This is a genomic window from Enterococcus ureilyticus (genome assembly GCF_001730315.1).
GTDB classification, from domain to species: domain Bacteria; phylum Bacillota; class Bacilli; order Lactobacillales; family Enterococcaceae; genus Enterococcus_L; species Enterococcus_L ureilyticus.
In genome coordinates, this window is record NZ_MIKC01000023.1 from 190,496 (window position 1) to 206,806 (window position 16,311).

Annotated in this window: 14 protein-coding genes; 9 read left to right on the forward strand and 5 right to left on the reverse strand. The window is 33.1% G+C overall.

The window, feature by feature from the left end; translation table 11 throughout:
- Position 1 precedes the first annotated feature (1 nt).
- From BCR24_RS09995 to BCR24_RS10005, 3 genes are read left to right on the forward strand one after another with little or no spacing between them, the layout of a single operon-like run.
- On the forward strand, positions 2 to 1,309 hold the full coding sequence (locus tag BCR24_RS09995) for a hypothetical protein (protein WP_239574167.1): 1,308 nt from the start codon (positions 2 to 4) through the stop codon (positions 1,307 to 1,309).
- 16 nt (positions 1,310 to 1,325) lie between these two features.
- Positions 1,326 to 1,664: a hypothetical protein gene (locus tag BCR24_RS10000; protein WP_069640408.1), complete on the forward strand. Its 339-nt coding sequence runs from the start codon at positions 1,326 to 1,328 to the stop codon at positions 1,662 to 1,664.
- Positions 1,664 to 1,921, forward strand: coding sequence for a hypothetical protein (locus BCR24_RS10005; protein ID WP_069640409.1), 258 nt, complete (start codon positions 1,664 to 1,666; stop codon positions 1,919 to 1,921). The genes BCR24_RS10000 and BCR24_RS10005 overlap by 1 nt, the downstream gene beginning before the upstream one ends.
- Positions 1,922 to 2,216: 295 nt before the next feature.
- On the opposite strand, the gene yqeK is transcribed toward BCR24_RS10005, so the two are convergent.
- The 3 genes from yqeK to BCR24_RS10020 all read right to left on the reverse strand — a co-directional run bounded on the left by yqeK (position 2,217) and on the right by BCR24_RS10020 (position 5,615).
- A complete protein-coding gene (gene yqeK, locus BCR24_RS10010) occupies positions 2,217 to 2,801 on the reverse strand; it encodes a bis(5'-nucleosyl)-tetraphosphatase (symmetrical) YqeK (RefSeq protein WP_069640410.1) in 585 nt (194 codons plus the stop codon).
- A gap of 760 nt (positions 2,802 to 3,561) precedes the next feature.
- Entirely contained in the window at positions 3,562 to 4,671 is a 1,110-nt protein-coding gene (locus BCR24_RS10015; protein ID WP_069640411.1) for an alpha/beta hydrolase, read from the reverse strand.
- Positions 4,672 to 4,697: 26 nt separating this feature from the next.
- A complete protein-coding gene (locus BCR24_RS10020; RefSeq protein WP_069640412.1) occupies positions 4,698 to 5,615 on the reverse strand; it encodes an ROK family protein in 918 nt (305 codons plus the stop codon).
- Positions 5,616 to 5,745: 130 nt separating this feature from the next.
- Between BCR24_RS10020 and BCR24_RS10025 the strand changes: the two genes are divergently transcribed.
- The 4 genes from BCR24_RS10025 to BCR24_RS10040 all read left to right on the forward strand — a co-directional run bounded on the left by BCR24_RS10025 (position 5,746) and on the right by BCR24_RS10040 (position 9,874).
- Complete coding sequence (locus tag BCR24_RS10025) at positions 5,746 to 6,846, forward strand: helix-turn-helix domain-containing protein (RefSeq protein WP_069640413.1); 1,101 nt, start codon at positions 5,746 to 5,748, stop codon at positions 6,844 to 6,846.
- Between the two features lie 11 nt (positions 6,847 to 6,857).
- Complete coding sequence (locus BCR24_RS10030; RefSeq protein WP_069640414.1) at positions 6,858 to 7,727, forward strand: AraC family transcriptional regulator; 870 nt, start codon at positions 6,858 to 6,860, stop codon at positions 7,725 to 7,727.
- A gap of 93 nt (positions 7,728 to 7,820) precedes the next feature.
- The gene (locus BCR24_RS10035; protein WP_069640415.1) at positions 7,821 to 9,041 is read left to right on the forward strand and encodes an MFS transporter; all 1,221 of its coding nucleotides are present in this window, start codon (positions 7,821 to 7,823) and stop codon (positions 9,039 to 9,041) included.
- Positions 9,041 to 9,874, forward strand: a complete 834-nt coding sequence (locus BCR24_RS10040) for an alpha/beta hydrolase (protein WP_069640416.1) — start codon at positions 9,041 to 9,043, stop codon at positions 9,872 to 9,874. The genes BCR24_RS10035 and BCR24_RS10040 overlap by 1 nt, the downstream gene beginning before the upstream one ends.
- A gap of 267 nt (positions 9,875 to 10,141) precedes the next feature.
- Here the strand turns inward: BCR24_RS10040 and BCR24_RS10045 are convergent, their stop codons facing one another.
- The gene (locus tag BCR24_RS10045; RefSeq protein WP_010763472.1) at positions 10,142 to 10,456 is read right to left on the reverse strand and encodes a helix-turn-helix domain-containing protein; all 315 of its coding nucleotides are present in this window, start codon (positions 10,454 to 10,456) and stop codon (positions 10,142 to 10,144) included.
- Positions 10,457 to 10,622: 166 nt separating this feature from the next.
- On the opposite strand from BCR24_RS10045, the gene BCR24_RS10050 reads away from it, so the two are divergent.
- Positions 10,623 to 10,931, forward strand: a complete 309-nt coding sequence (locus BCR24_RS10050; RefSeq protein ID WP_069640417.1) for a hypothetical protein — start codon at positions 10,623 to 10,625, stop codon at positions 10,929 to 10,931.
- A gap of 447 nt (positions 10,932 to 11,378) precedes the next feature.
- Here the strand turns inward: BCR24_RS10050 and BCR24_RS10060 are convergent, their stop codons facing one another.
- Entirely contained in the window at positions 11,379 to 15,020 is a 3,642-nt protein-coding gene (locus tag BCR24_RS10060; protein WP_069640419.1) for an nSTAND3 domain-containing NTPase, read from the reverse strand.
- Between the two features lie 332 nt (positions 15,021 to 15,352).
- Here BCR24_RS10060 and BCR24_RS10065 point away from each other — a divergent pair, with 332 nt between their 5' ends.
- Positions 15,353 to 16,297, forward strand: a complete 945-nt coding sequence (locus tag BCR24_RS10065) for a helix-turn-helix domain-containing protein (protein WP_069640420.1) — start codon at positions 15,353 to 15,355, stop codon at positions 16,295 to 16,297.
- Positions 16,298 to 16,311 lie beyond the last annotated feature (14 nt).

Below are 16,311 nucleotides of genomic sequence, written 5' to 3' on the forward strand. Positions count from 1 at the left end.
TATGAGTAATGAAATCACAACAGAAGTTTTAGCAAAAGCAATTGATACCACTAAAGAAACGGTTCAGTCTAAAAATATCGATGACCCAATTCGATTGAATGTTGGAAATGAACAACGAGAGTATCAAATCATAAATAAAGTAGCAAGTGATGAAGATAGCCAACTAAATGCAATGGCTATCGCCCCTATCGTCAATGGGAAACCTGACTATAACAATGTAGCTGTTGTGTACGCTGGAACCAATACGCATAAGGAAACAGGAGCCAACGGTTATGTTACTGCAAGTGGCGCTTTGGCAGGAGGGCTTTCAGGGGAATATGAGGGTGCACAAGCTTTTTTAAACGAAACACAAGTTAAAATAGCCAAACATAACGGCTCGATTACTGACGTTGCCGGTTTTAGTCAATCCGGTGGCTACATGATGAAAATGGCCGCGGAACATGGTAAAAAAATGGGTTTTCAAACAACAAGTTTTGATGACTGGGGACGTGATCAATTTGGAACGCTCACAGATGATCAATTGAAATGGCTGAAAAGTAATCCCGAAATGTTGCGACGATATCAAAACGATTCTTGGGCGAATCTTTCAGGACGTGATCATACTTATGGAACTGTGTCACGTATTGAAGGAATAGGATTCAATGGACATAATACCCTGGCTAAATACTTTGATGGGGACACACTAAATTTAGATCGTTTAGCAAAAGATGGTATCTTTGCCCCAGGTATGACAAAAGCGCAAGTAGAACTAGCTGCCAAAAATTGGGCGAAAAAAAATGGGGATAAAAAATTCTGGACGGGAGACGATGAGGAAGCAAAAGCTCGCGTAAAAGAGTATTTAAAACTATATGGAGCTTATAAGATACTTGATCTTTCAGAACTAAAAAAATTGAGAAAAAAACTAAAATCCAGTGGTGGTGGCTTATCAAAGAATGAAGAAATCTATTTAGATAACAGTGAAGCTTTATTGGCTGTAACGACCGCCTCGCAAACAATGAAAGACGGATTAATTGACGTGATCACAATCTATCAAGATGCGATTACAGAGGCAAAAGAAGTTTGGACAGAAGGACTCCAACATGCTCGTTCAATCGGAACAGAACTGAATGACTCTGAAATTATTGATGCGTTGGCTTCAGTTGGAGCAACAGAAGCCAGTATTGTTACAGAACCTACAACCTTTTATGAAGAACAAATAGCGAAAGCAAAACAGCTCGGTGAAAGTTTTGATAGCCTTGCTTCTGAAATTAAAGCGGGGATTGATAAACTTGTTCAAAGCGATAAGGAGTTGTCCAGTCAACTTTTTTAGAGGAAGGAGTATTCAGTTGGATCAACAAGAAGCAATAAAAATAGATTACCTAAAGAAAAAACGTCAATTTGAAGAAAAAGAAGATGATATTGTTTTTCAAAGAGACCAAGGAATACGCGATTTAGAAGAAATTGCAGATAGGACACACTACTATTTAAAAGACTACGTTCCAGATCAAGAATTTATTATACAAGCTGTACATAAGTTAGAGCGGCTGAAAGATGAGGTCTATGAAGCAGCACAACATGACCGAAAACAAATCGAGCAAGAAATAGAAGAATTAGATGAGACCTATTATCGTGAGATTCGGATATTATCTGATCAGGAATTAGCTAAGAAAGAGAGTGATTTTTGATGCTAGACGATGCAACAAAGGAACTTAAAAAAAAGGCACAGAAAGAAGCCATTGCTTCAGCAATTGGTCATTCCATGAATCAAAAAAAACACACTAATCAACAAACAGCGAAACAAAGTGGCGAAACGAAGCTCTCTTCAGTTAAAGAAAATATGGCAAGTGTTTCCGAAAGTATGGGAAATTCTATCAAAGGACAATTCGGAAAAAAAGTAAAAGAGACATTCAAAAAGCAAAGTGAAAATTTAGATAATTTTTAAGAACAAACTTCCTCAATAAAGATAAATGATATCCACGAAAACGAAAAAACAGAAATCTTGATTTAATAAGGTTTCTGTTTAAATTTTAAGGTAGACCAATTAGTTTTGCTATTTTCAGTCATTGAAAAGGTTGATATTGTTGGAGCTTGGTATAATTCTTTGTTATGCTAACTATGTGATTTAATAACTACTATGCTTTCCTTTTATCAATTTGTTTTTTTGTATTTAAATGCTCAAAAAAGTGCTGGCAGAAAATCTTTTTTGATTTCCACTAACATACTCCCCAAATTTAAATTCATCCTAAATCATGCTTCAATTCTAAATACGCTTCCCACAACCATGGATGAATCACCTTAATATTATGATTCAACAAATAATCTACATAATAATACGCAGCATTTTCTAAAGATTTATCTAAGGCCTCCATTAACCCTACAAGATAAGGCGGCTCGCCTACCTGATCCCATTTTATCTTATCCGCTATAAATAAAACTAAATCCAAATCCGTATATTGCCCCTTTAACGTAGTGTGACACTCAATAGCTGACAGAATTGCTTCATCCGTAATATTAAACTCGTTCAACGCAATTTCTTTCGAGATTTTTTGATGGATGATCAGTGGAAATTCTAGTTCTTCTTCATACAATGTTATACCCATTTTATTTGCTACAGCGATTCTCTGATCATTTGGATAAATCGCGGAAATATCATGGAGATATCCTGCAATCCTAGCCTGCTCAGGGTTTTCTAAATAGCGCTTTCCCAATTCAAAAGCATAGTCACCCACAGAAATACAATGATGATAGGTTTCTATACAATTTTGCTCAAACAGGAAATTTTTTATTAACTGTTGAAGTTCATCCTGTTGAAATTTTGTCATCGGTACGCCTCCTTTCGAAAATCGATTTTCATTTTTTCCAAAATGCATATTGGCGTCGCTTCAATCAAACCACTTAATATGCTATACAAAGCATACATCGTGATTATTTCCTGAATTGCTGTAATTCATTATGCTAGTAAAATGTTCATTTGAAAAAGTGAAAAAACATTTAATTAAGTTTTGCCCTCGTAAATACTCAAAAATGGATAGGTATTGCTCATTTCTCGCAAAAACATATCTATTTTTAATGAGTCCTATTTTCAATAGAAGGATACCATTTTTCTTCAATATATATTTAAAAGCAACACGATTGTTACCTCCATTAACACATCACTGCAAAGTGAGTGCTCATAATAACATGAATTAGCATCACACAGATGATCCATACACCAGAAATAAGGGATCCGAATGTCCCGAAGGAAAAGACACAAAGTCATCTTTCGTAGTAAATCCGTTTCAGAAACTCAGCTGCTGAGTTGATCAATCAGCGGGAACGTTGACATCCACACAACATAAAGGTATCAAACAAAAAATAGAGTTCCTAATAGAATGACCATTTCCCTTTGCTCGTTCTGATCATTCCAACTGTACTAAAACAACCAATCAACGCGATAATCACTTCTCCAAACGATTCAAAGAACCAGCCAAACGTACTCTTTGGATTGTAAAGCGTTTCAGAAATCTGTAAATCAGTAAAAGTAAAGATAAGTAGTAAACAAGCAATTAAACCAAAAACGATTTTTGTTTGTTTTTTTATTTTCTATCTCCTATTTTTCTTAATAAATTCACTTATATCTTGCATGCAATCTTCTGCCTGTGGATAATTTCCTACATGATCAATGTATGCATGCCCCATGCCTTTGTATAAAGTAAAGGTCGTATCCACCCCTAAATCAACCAATTTTTTAGCATAAGCTAAGCTTTCAAAGGTTAAGAAATCATGCTCTCCTGAGGAGATCATCGTTGTTGGCATTTTTTCACTGACTGACATGTAGGGTGTTAGGTATTTATTTAAAGTGTCTTTTGTTCCTAAAATATCAGATAAACTAGTCGTCATTTCACTAAAAATTTCAATTCCAGGACGAATAACGCTCGCTTGCTTTGCGTAAATCGCTACATCGTGATCGATATCAAATTCAGTATATTCATCCTTGATCCCACCCATATTAAGCGTCGGATAAAGTAAAATTTGACCACAAACATCGTCACGATTTTCTTCAATATTTCGATTACTACAATACGCTGTTAAGTTCCCACCCGCGCTATCTCCCGCGACGAAAATACTCCGCTTATCAGCTCCCCATTCTTCCACATGGTCAGCTAACCATCTTAAGCCAGTGTAACAATCCTTATGCCCGATCGGGAAAGGATTTTCAGGTGCTAAACGATAGTCAATACTGACCGCAATCATATTGGTTTGACTAACAAATAACCTCAAGGCTTCTCTCACAACATCCGTACTACCAGCAAAAAAGCCACCGCCATGAATAAAATAGAGCACAGGTGAATGAGCCATCGGTTTTTCCGATTGAAAACGAGTCATGGGAATATCAAAACCATCTTCCGCTTTAATCGTAAAAGTCATTTCTTTAATGTCCTCTTCAACCATGGGTGTTGAATCTACGCTATTAAACATTTTTCGCAAACGTTTGATTGATTTTGGGCTAGCATCCATTTTCAGCATACTTTTGGGGATAAATTTCATCAGTAGGCTCATTTTTTTAGCCCCTTTATACACCCGTGGATCCATGGCGCCGTCAATAGCACAATCTGGAATTGGTTTTACCATGACCGTCACATCACGACGTGTTTCTGTATATTGTTTATTTCTGATTGCTTCTACTAATTTTATATCGTATTCTCGTGCCATTAGTATTCCTCCTAAACGTTAAATGCTCAATTTCCTTCTAATTCTTCAAGTAAATGATATAAAGCCCCTAGCAATCCAGCTTCGTTTCTAAAATGACAGGGGACAATTTCTACTGGTGTTAGCATATTCTCTAACAATGGAACTGAAGCAAGTAATCGTTGATATTGCTGTTTTATTTCGTCTACAAGAATTGGTTGTGCGCTGATACCGCCGCCAATAGCGATTCGCTGTAAATCAACGACGGATTGAACATTCATGATCACAATCACCACATTACGACAGAATTCTTCAAATAATGGATAAATCAACTCATTTTTCTTTTCTAATTCCTCAAAAACTTTTTTACCATCTAACGGATTATCTAAATTCAACAGGCTTGATGCTTGTCGAATGAAATTTACTGCAGAACCTTTCGCTCCCGCCACAGTCTCCAAGCTGATTGGAACATTCGTTGAAAGGAGCATAAAACTTAACTCTCCTGCTTGGAAATGGCTACCCGAGTGAAGTGATTTATTTAAAACAAGACCGCCACCAATACCTGTACCAAGTGTCATCACACCGCCATTTTCGATGTCTTTTAATTGTCCTAACCACAGTTCAGCAAGTGCAGCTGATTTACCGTCGTTCATTAGGGCACATCGCAGGTTCATATAAGATTCAATAAATTCTTTCAAATGAAACTGATGTAAGTAAACCAACGCTCCACCATGATAGACAACTCCTTCTTTTGAATCGATTTTACCCGGACAACTGACAGCTACCGCTTTAACTTGTCCTTTGTATTGATCAAGAATACCAGTTAAACAGCTTTTGAACTCTTCAATATTCTCTGGTGTCTCTTCTTTTTTCACAAAAATAATTTGGCCACTACGATTAATTAAGGCGTGCTTCATGTAGGTGCCACCAATATCAATACTTAAAAAGTGAGTAGTTAATTCAGTCATACAGCTTTCCTCCTATTATCTCTTGACAAGATTTTAATAGCGCTTTCAATTGTATTCTACTCATTTTAGAAAGAAATAATAGTATAATTTTATGATTAATGGTATTTTTATATCAAAGGAGCTGAAAATAATGATAGCGCTTATAAAATTTTTGAACCATCTATCCGATATCGCTATTTTTTCTTATATTGTTGTGGATAAAACAAATGGACAGATCAGTCACCAGAAGAATCTTACCAATCATCAGTTGACAGATAAACAAATTCAACGAATAATCACGCAAACAAGTATCATTCATAATTACTATTTCAAAGAACAAAAATTGCTATTATTCGCTTATGATATCCATGAATTAAATCAATTGGTCTGTCTATTCATTGATGATGAAGTCGGCAATTTCATTTCTCATAACGACCGGTTATTGAAGATTTCTGAAACCATTCATCTATTTATGAAGGAAAAAGAATTCACAGCTAAAGAAGTTCAGTCTCTAAATCAAAATATTCTCTACCTAAGAGAAACGATTATTGAAAAAGTACTAAGTGAGCAAATTGAACAACAACTTTATCATCACGACTTCGAAAGTGAAGAGGCTATGTTTATCGAAGTCATGAACGGTAACGAAGAAGGATTAAAAAGAGACTATTACGCTTTTCAAAAAAATAGCCAAACAGGCCTACTTTCAACTGAATCAGAATTGAGGAATCAAAAAAACATCTTGATTGTAGCCGTAGCGATTTCCACAAGATATGCGATTAAAGGCGGCGTTCCGTATGAACGAGCGTATACTTTAAGCGACAACTTGATTCAAGATATTGAACGAAAAAATCACTTTCAGGGCGCGCAACCACCCGTCTTAGAAATACTCCTATTATTTTGTAAAGAGGTACGTAAATACAACTATATCAAGTACTCTACCACGGTCAAAAAAACGTGTGAATTCATTCATAAAAATATCTACTCGAATTTATCTATCCCGATAATCGCAGCTTACACCAATTACTCTGTGCCTCATTTATCTAAACTGTTTAAAAAAGAAGTAGGACTTTCCCTTAATCAATATGTGATGAAGCAAAGAATAGAAGAAAGTAAACGATTATTAGAATTTAAACAGTACGATTTAAACACGATCAGCTCATTACTTCACTTCAACGATACGAGTTATTTCATTAAAGTATTCAAAAAATATGAAAATATGACCCCAAAAAGTTACTGGCACGAAAAAAATTAAGGAGGCTCAACATGACTTTTGAACATGAATTTATTGAATATACACACGAATTGATTCCTATCAATTGGATTGTTCATGGTGCAGACCATTCCACAGGTCCTGTGCTGCCTCATTGGCACACGTCATTTGAAATTTCTTACACCTATTCTGGAAAAATTGAAAACTATACAATCAACAACGTTACCTATCAAACAGAGCCTGGCACAATTTTGTTCATTAATTCAGCTGAGGTACATGGCGCTGTTTCCAGTTATTGCGCCGATCTTGAAGCATTGACAATCCAGATACCTTATGACTTTTTAAGTAAGCTGATTCCTCACTTTGAGTTTATGCGTTTTGATAATCTCCCTTCTGGAAAACTTGCACAAGTCAATCAATTACGGGAAGCGCTAAGTCAGTTTTATCATCTAGTCAGACGGGAACCGGAAGAGTTTTTAGAGCTACAATTAATCCGTTTAACTTACGAAATAATCTACCTAATGGCAAAAGATTGGATGCATCGTGAAAAAATGCCGATCAATTCAAATGTCTACCATCGAAATTTAGGTCAGATGCAGCCGATCATTTCCTTTATCCAAGAAAATTATCAGCAAGAATTATCTGTTGGAATTTTAGCGAACAACTTTCATATGTCAACGAATTATTTAAGCAAACTTTTTAAAAAAAGTCTTGGATTAAGTGTCATGAAATATGTCCAGCTAGTTCGAATCAATCGAGGGCAAGAACTATTACTTCATAGTGAAAAACCAATTCATGTGATTTCTGATATCGTTGGTTTCCCCAACGAAAAATCATTCAGAAGAACCTTCGAAGACGTTTTCCAGCAAACACCCAAAAAATATCAATTAGACTATCGAAAAAAACAGAATGGCAGAAAATGACCTTTTTTCCGATAGCTTCTGCCCCTTTTAATGAGTGAATTCATGATATCCTTTGCTTGTAATCGATTACAATAACATATTGGAGGACCTATCATGAATAAAAACAGCTTTTTATTTAAAGCATCACTACTGTCTATCTCATTAGTTTTAGTAGCAGGGCCGGCCGTATCATCGCTAATCCCTTTGATGCAGCAGTCTTTTCCAGATCAAAGTACTTCGTCCATTGAACTCATTGCGACTGTTCCAAACTTTGGGATTTTAATTTTTGTTTTGTTAAGCAATATTTTTGTTAAATTTCTAGGCAAGAAAAAGACGGTTTTATTAGGGCTCAGCCTTGCGTTGATCTCTGGCCTTATTCCTGTTTTTATAGAAAATTATACAGTTATCTTAGCCTCACGCTTTATGTTTGGAGCAGGAGTCGGTTTATTTAATGCCCTTGCCGTAAGTTTAATTACTGAACTTTATTCTGGGGATGAGCAGGCCAGTTTAATGGGGCTTCAAGGAGCAATGGGGTCGATTGGCAGCACTGTGATGACCTTATTAGTTGGCTACTTTACTAAATTTGGTTGGCAGAATTCTTTTTTAGTTTACGCAATTACCGTTTTACCATTAGCATTATTCGCTCTTTTTGTGACCTTACCTGCAGCGGAAAAACTAGATGATCCAACCGCTAACACTAAAAAAGAAAAAGAAAGTGTCAACGGAGCGACCATCGGCTTAATGCTTTTCGCTTTAATTGTATACGCTTTATTTTTTGTCATCATGTTAAAAACAGCTACTTTACTGGTGGAAACTGGCATTGGCAAACCAGAAACTGCCGCAAGTATTTTAGGCTCCGTTACAATTGTTGGGATTGTTGTCGGCGTTTTCTATGGCCAGATTTTCAAGTGGTTAAAACAGCTAGTATTACCAATTGGACTATTAGGTATCGGTCTTGGCTTTATCATTATTTTATCCGCCAACTCAGTTGCGATTGTAACCCTTGGTGCTATCGTTTCAGGTTTAGCTTTTAGTTTAGCAGCGCCTTTCATGTTTATGTTAGTTGGGCAAATTGCACCGAAGAATTCCGCTAACTTAGCGACAGGTGTGTTATTAGTCGGGATCAACTTAGGCGTCTTTTTATCTCCCACAATCAATAGTTTCTTAAGTAAAACCTTTGGGATGACAACTGCTTCCGATAGCTTTTTAATGAGTGGAATAGGTCTCATTCTATTAAGTGCATGCTCTTTTATTCTGTTAAGTGTTCAAAAGAAAAAGAATGCACAAACTGCTATACAAGAAGATACGATAAAAATTAGAAAAGAGGATGCATAATGGCTTTAGTACAAGTAAACTTTATTTCAAAAATGTTATCACGCACGGTAACCTTTAACGCAATTATTCCTTTAGATCATATCTCATTTGGAAAAGAAGAAGTGCTCCAACAAAAACCACTAAAAACATTGTATTTATTACACGGCGCCTTTGGCAATTATACGGATTATTTATCTGGCACCCGAATCCAACGCTGGGCTGAAGAGCATAACCTAGCTGTTATCATGCCATCCGGTGAAAATCAATTTTATGTCGATAAACCAAATCGTGGTGAAAACTACGGTGCCTACGTGGCAGATGAACTGGTTGAATTTACGCGAAACATGTTTCCTTTGTCTCATAAAAAAGAAGATACTTTCATCGCTGGTCTTTCAATGGGTGGCTATGGCGCTATGATCAACGGATTGAAATACCATGAAACCTTTAGCCATATCGGTGCTTTTTCACCCGGTTTGATGATCGATCAAATTATTGCACGTTCTGAATTACTATCCGTCACAGGTTGGAGTTTAGATTTTTATGACAATGCCTTTGGAGGGATCGATACGATCAAGGCTAGTGATAAAGATTATTACTATTTAATCAATCAATTGATCGAAAACAAACAAGACATTCCTAAGATATATCTTCCAATCGGCACAGAAGATTTCTTACTTGAAAGTGTTCGAGGCTTTAAATCATTTGCGGATGATAAAGAAATTCCACTTACTTATATTGAAGATGAGGGTGGACATGAGTGGGACTTCTGGGATAAATATGTGAAAAATTTCTTGGATTGGTTACCTTTGGATGAAAAAGGAAATTATTTGAGTAGTGGGAATGTGGCGGAATAACGAGGAAGATGAAATAGTAGCATTCACTGCGAAAGAAAAGGCGGAAACAATTTTTAGCGAATTTCAGCTTACTTAGGTATCGTGATTACAGTTTTTCTCAATGGTTAGGTGAGAAAGGCAATAACTAAAAGCAAGTTTCCTCTATCCCCACTCATTCGTAGTTGCAACAGAAGTACAAGAAAACCACTCTATTCGCCGTAGAGTGGTTTTTGTGTTTTATTAAAAAAGCAAATGCATAACACTATTAATCTTTGATCGAGCATACTATTAAAATGATTTCAACATAGCTAAAATATTTTCTAACTGTTCGCTTTCTAACGATACTAATTTTTTATTAATTTCTTTTAAGTAATAATCTTTCGTCTTTGTTTCATTAAGAAACTCATTTACTGGGACATCTAAATATTCACAAATAATATACAGCATTTGGATAGAAGGAGTTACACGCTTGTTTTCAATCGAATTAATGTAGTTGTCACTTTGTCCTATTGCTAAACTCATCTCTCGTGCACTAACGTTCTTTTTCAGTCGAAAGTAATTTAATTTTTTTGATATAAAGATTCGTAAATCTGTTTCGTGCATATACCTCTCTCCCTTCGTACATAATTTTACAACATAAAACGTCAAAAATACGAGTTTAAAACATCTATTTCTCTTGTAATTGGTTTTTTAAAAGGTTATAATCGTATAAAGGAACATTATAAATGTGTATATCGATCTATAAAAACAACTATAGGAGGAAAACAAAATGAATGAAGCAACGAAAAAAGAAGTCATTACTACAAAAAATAAGCAACCAATTAAGGAAATTTCGTATCAAGATATGTATCGTTTAACTGATACTATTAATCAGATTGACTCATGGAAAGAAACTCTCTCTGTTCTAAACAATTTTTTTGGGAATAGGGATATTCCTTTAAATAAGAAAAAAATTATCAAAGAGTTCCATGCTAGTTCTTATATTTTCACAGCATTTTATGAAGATTTTTTAGTGCGTTCAACTACTTTGGAAAAACAGATTGAAGAGTTGAAAGCTAAAAGTAAAGTTAGGATTTAGAAATACTTTTGTATCATTATTTCTGAATTTAAGTCAATTTCTTTCCAAATATCTCTACTGATAATCATCTTGAATACAAAGGAAAAAGGCACTTTCTCGATATGAGAAAGTGCCTTTAAATCCAGTAATATCAAAGATATTAACGTTTTGAGAATTGTGAAGCTTTACGAGCTTTCTTAAGACCTGGTTGTGTGTCAGATATTTTGATAGAGTTGTAAAATTTCTTAGTACCAATGGATTGAATAATATTCTAATAGGTACGGTTTTAATGGATTTCAACATATTTTAATCTCTTCGTACCTCAAGACGTATCCAAAAATACACGTGAATCAGAACAAGACTACAGTAAATAATAAAGACTGCTAAATAGATTAAAAACTTATCCTTATCGTTAATTTTTAACATCCAAAACAGAGATTTAAAAAGTACCATGCTTACTTTCGCACCCTACTCTAAATAATCCGACAGCAATTCCTTTTCTTTTTGCTTTTTAAGAGAATCTATCCGTGTTGAAATGACTAAGGCAAGAGAAATATATTTTATACCATCAAATATATCAAGTAACTTATTCAAAAAATTGATTTCTTTATCTAATAATGGAACTAAACTTCCTGACCAACTATGAGTACGCATAGTTAAATATAATTTTTCAAAAAAAAGGGCATCAATGTCTTTATCTTTGAGCAATTCGAATAAATGCAGTAATATCTCATCATCAAATATTTCAAGAGACAGGTTGTATAAATTAACCAATCTATCCTCATCTTCAGTATCAAGTACTTCTACTTTTATAAACTCTGAAGCATATTCAATATTTGCTTTAAATATTTCTTCCAAGTATGGATCTACCCCAACATAAATCACACGATTTTCTCGAATTAAGAAGTCTAGATATTTTTTAATTCCTTCTTCTGCAACCCTTGATTTCCATATATACTTTAGTTGAATATCACGTTTCACAGAATTTAATTTCAGTCTTTCAGTATTCAACTTAATAAGAAATAAGTAAATAAAATTAGCATCACTTTTTTTTAGCAGGCTCTTAAAAATCGCCCCTGAATCATCAACGTGTTCAGTATCAAAACTATCTAAATATATTCTTTTTAATTCTTTGTAACCTACTATGTCTACAATTTTGTCAGCTTTTTCCTCAGGCACATAGTTAGGTATGAAGAATCTTTCTGAGATTTCACCTTCTCTATATTTACTCATTAAAATATCTAAGATGACAGCATCTTGTTTGATGTAGTTCTTAAAAGAAAAAATATTGAAAGAATTGACTTTTTCATAATTTTTGAGATTATTTAAAAACAATATAAGTTCTTCTACCATAACATTATTAATCTTTTTACATGTTAAAAGATTTGAAAGATACCATCTTTCGTCAACTTCCTTTTTAACACAATTTAAAATACCTTTACCTTCTTCGAATGATAACTTTTCCATATAATAATCAAAATGATAATTTGAGAGACTAAATTCACTACTCAATAAAGCCGTTAATATTTTTACTTTATCTACTATTTCTGACTGTGAATACAATAGGAGTATTGATTCTTCCAACTCATATTTATTTAACAATTCATCTGACTGATATTCTGATAGTATGTTGAATAGCTCTGGTAAGTTATAAAAATATTCTGCAAAACTCTCACGGAGTTTCTTTATTCTTAATTTTTGAGTCTGTTCATAGTCAAATTCTTCTGCCCTATAATCCAACATATTGGATGAAAATATTTTATAGATTTTTTGCCTACTTGTTGGTTCATATTCAAAAAAAAACTGAGATTTTAATTTCAGCTCCTGTATTTCTGAGTTCAATTTGAATACTATCGCTTCTTGTCTGACATCTAGCTTGTTCAAATCTTGAAAAAATAGATTTTCTATACATTTTAAATCTGAACTAACTGTTTCCAAAAAACCATTCTTCACTTCATAGGCTGGATAATTAAATAATAGTTTATCTATATGGTTATTCACTTCTACATATTCCAAATTGTAAACTTCAAAGAGCATGTAAAATATTTTTATATGAAGTTCAATTAGGTAATCTCCATCAACTAATTTGTAGCGACTAAAGATCCCTGCTCGACCATTAGAAATGAACTTTTCCCCAGAAAATTCTAAAAATTTTTCAGCGATATTAACAATTAACAAAGCTGTCAACTCATTAATATTGTCTTGTTTTGAGAAAATTTCAAAAATACAAAATCTTTTTTCTAGATAAGAATTTCGCCCCTCTTCAATATCAAAGTTCGATTCAATCGCTGAAAAAACTTCATAAACTTTATCCTGTCTTTTTTTTAAGTATTCCATAAGAAGTATACCAGCATCATTAAATCTTTCACTATTTGACAACGAACAAAGAATCTCAATAATTGGATCATCAATTTGACTACTTCTTTTTTTCTCTTCAAATTCTTTTTGAGATGTTTGATATTCACTACAGCTAATAGATTGTATCTTTTCATTAGTATAGGCAAGTGCTTCAATAGGTATCAATACTCCATATTGTGTTAAAAAAAGTTCTTTATCGATACCTGCAATAATTTCGTTATAGACATACTTTATCTCATCTGTTAAATAATCTATCCAATCATTTGATGATTTAAAATTATTAACAAGTACAAGCATCTCAACAATCTCTTTTGCATTTTTAGGGAACAAACTAATGAAAAAATCTCTTACTTTGAAAACTTTACTATCTGCAATACAGTCTATTATCACAAAATCAGACAAACTTTGATCGCTGACCTTAGCGGCTTTATCTTGAAATATGTCGCATAACTCTTTATCGTGTAGTTGATTTAATGAAAGTAAAAAATTATCAAAATCTAGCTTAAAAAATTTTAGTAACTCTTCCAAAGGTTCCTGATTGGTCAAATTCAATTTATGTTTAAAGCTCAAAATAAACAGACTGACTTTCTCACTTTCGGAAAGAGCATTCTCTTTGAGAATTTGATCATAATAACTACCCAATATCTCTTTTCCATTATCAATAAATTCATAATCTTGGTCTTTCGACATGATAGCTGCAATTACTGCAATTCTAGGGTTATTATGAGATAATTTCATTATTTTTCTAAGGTTACTAGAAGAAACTTTATTTAGACTATTAATGAGTAATTCAATCTGTTCATCATCCATTAAAGAAACTTTTTGTATTTTTGTTTTAAAAGGCTTTAACTGATTAATGATTCCTGAAAGTGCATAATCTCTAACAGTAATAATAATTTTCAGATTTTGTTCATACTCTTCTAACCTCAACAAGTTAACAATGGCATCGAAATTAGTAATTGTATTAGCATCATCTAAAAATAAGTAATTAACTCTATCGTTATCTAATGCATCCTTGATATCTTGGTAAACAGGCATACTATTGCTTTTAACACAAATTATATTGCTAGCAATAGGTAATTTCTTGCATAACTCAATGGCTAACCTAGTTTTGCCTGTTCCTGATACTCCAGATAATAAAAGAATCTGATGGTCACTTAGTTCTTCTGATAATTCCTCGATTGTATTTTTTTCATCAATGTATGATGTATTTAGAGGGGCATTTGTTTTACTTTTATCATGAATAGAAATAAATTGTTCTATATTCCAAACTTGCTCTGTTGATTCTGCTACTCCAAGGAAATCTTTTACAATGTCTTGATATTTAAACCGAAGAAGATCATGAGATAATGTGTCTATTCCTATAAGAGTTAGTTCTATTAAACTTGCCAAGCCTCTAAGTTCCTTATCTTTTTCTACTGTTAAATTGGAAGAGGTGTGGCAGCAGATTATTTCTTGAATATCTTTTTTGTCAGCCTTAGTTTTTTCAATAGCTTCTTTAATATCTACTTCTAGCTTAGCTGTGGAATCTTTTCTCGTACCATACATAACTAAAATGTATTTATTGGATTGATTGTCAAAGAAATATGTATCAGGTATTCCTTTCGTGGTTTTATCTGTTCCCTCCATAGACCCCAGGGATACAATACTCTCCCAGTTCCTTTTACGGTAAAGATAAATATCACATAATTTTTGAAATCGTCCTCCTTCTAATTGTTTGATTTCATTTTGAATTCTATTTAATCTTGACATCTTTCCCCTCCTATCTTATCTATCTCATCTATAAAAATATAATATGACTATATAACTTTCACAATAGCAATATTTTTTATACAAAAAATACTCTTATATCAAAATTTCCATTGAAAAAAATAGTAACACTTCATTTGGAGCAACTTTCTCTATTCTTATATTTCTTATATTTCTTATCTTGTACATTCCCTATAAATATAGTTTATCACACTTTCATTGAACAGAAACCTCATAACATCAACTAAAAAGCGATTCATTTTACAGTCTGCCTATTCAAGTTACATATTTCAAATTATCATTTCTTTTGATAAACTCATTTTGAGGTGATAAATATGTATAAAAATAGACTTAAGGAATTAATGCTAGAAAGAAATATTAGTAACCACAAACTAGCAAAAGAAACTACAATATCTCGGCAAGCTATTAGTAAGATTAAAAACAATGAATTTCATGATATATCAGTTAATGTATTGACTGAGCTATTAGAATATTTTGACGTGTCTTTTAATGAATTTGGAACAATATATACTCGTGAAGAATGTTTACGAGCATTATTACCAGATAAGGGTTTTAATCATAAAAATTTAGATTTATTAGAATCTTTATTCTCTGAAAATCTACGTATTTCATGTAAATATCATCCTTATTCATCAGAACAGTGCTTAAATATCTGGTCAAAAGGTTACTTTAAAAAATTTTCTTTTTCAGGAAATATGAGAATAAACACTAGTTTATATGGACTAACATTTGAAATAACAGATTTTGATCTATACAAGAAAAGTGAAAATTTTCATTTTGATGATTTCTATAATTTTTATAAAAAATTCATTATTCAATTAGAACATTATGCTTTAACCTTAGGATTCACCCAAATAGTTATAAACGTTAACTCCTATACTGATAAAGATTTAGATACACGATTAGAGCCAAGAAAAGTAAATTCAAAAGATTTAAACTTTCTGACAAATAATTACAAATATTCTAATAGAGAAAATGAGTTAATTAAAACATCAATCATTAAGAAACGAGGTTACATAGAACATAGCGATAATGATTCCTATCAAAAAATAAAATCTGAAAAAGAGAGGATAAACAATTACGTAGACTGCCTAAACCATTTAACCTTTTTTGAAAAAGAACAAAAACGTATTTCCATGTTTTCAGAGGGAAATATATATTCTGATCATGATACAAAAAAATTTATCAAACCATTAAATTCAGAATTTATCCCCAAAGAAAAACTTGAAAAAGATGTCAAAAGACGATGGGGGTGGTAATGATATCATTTTCT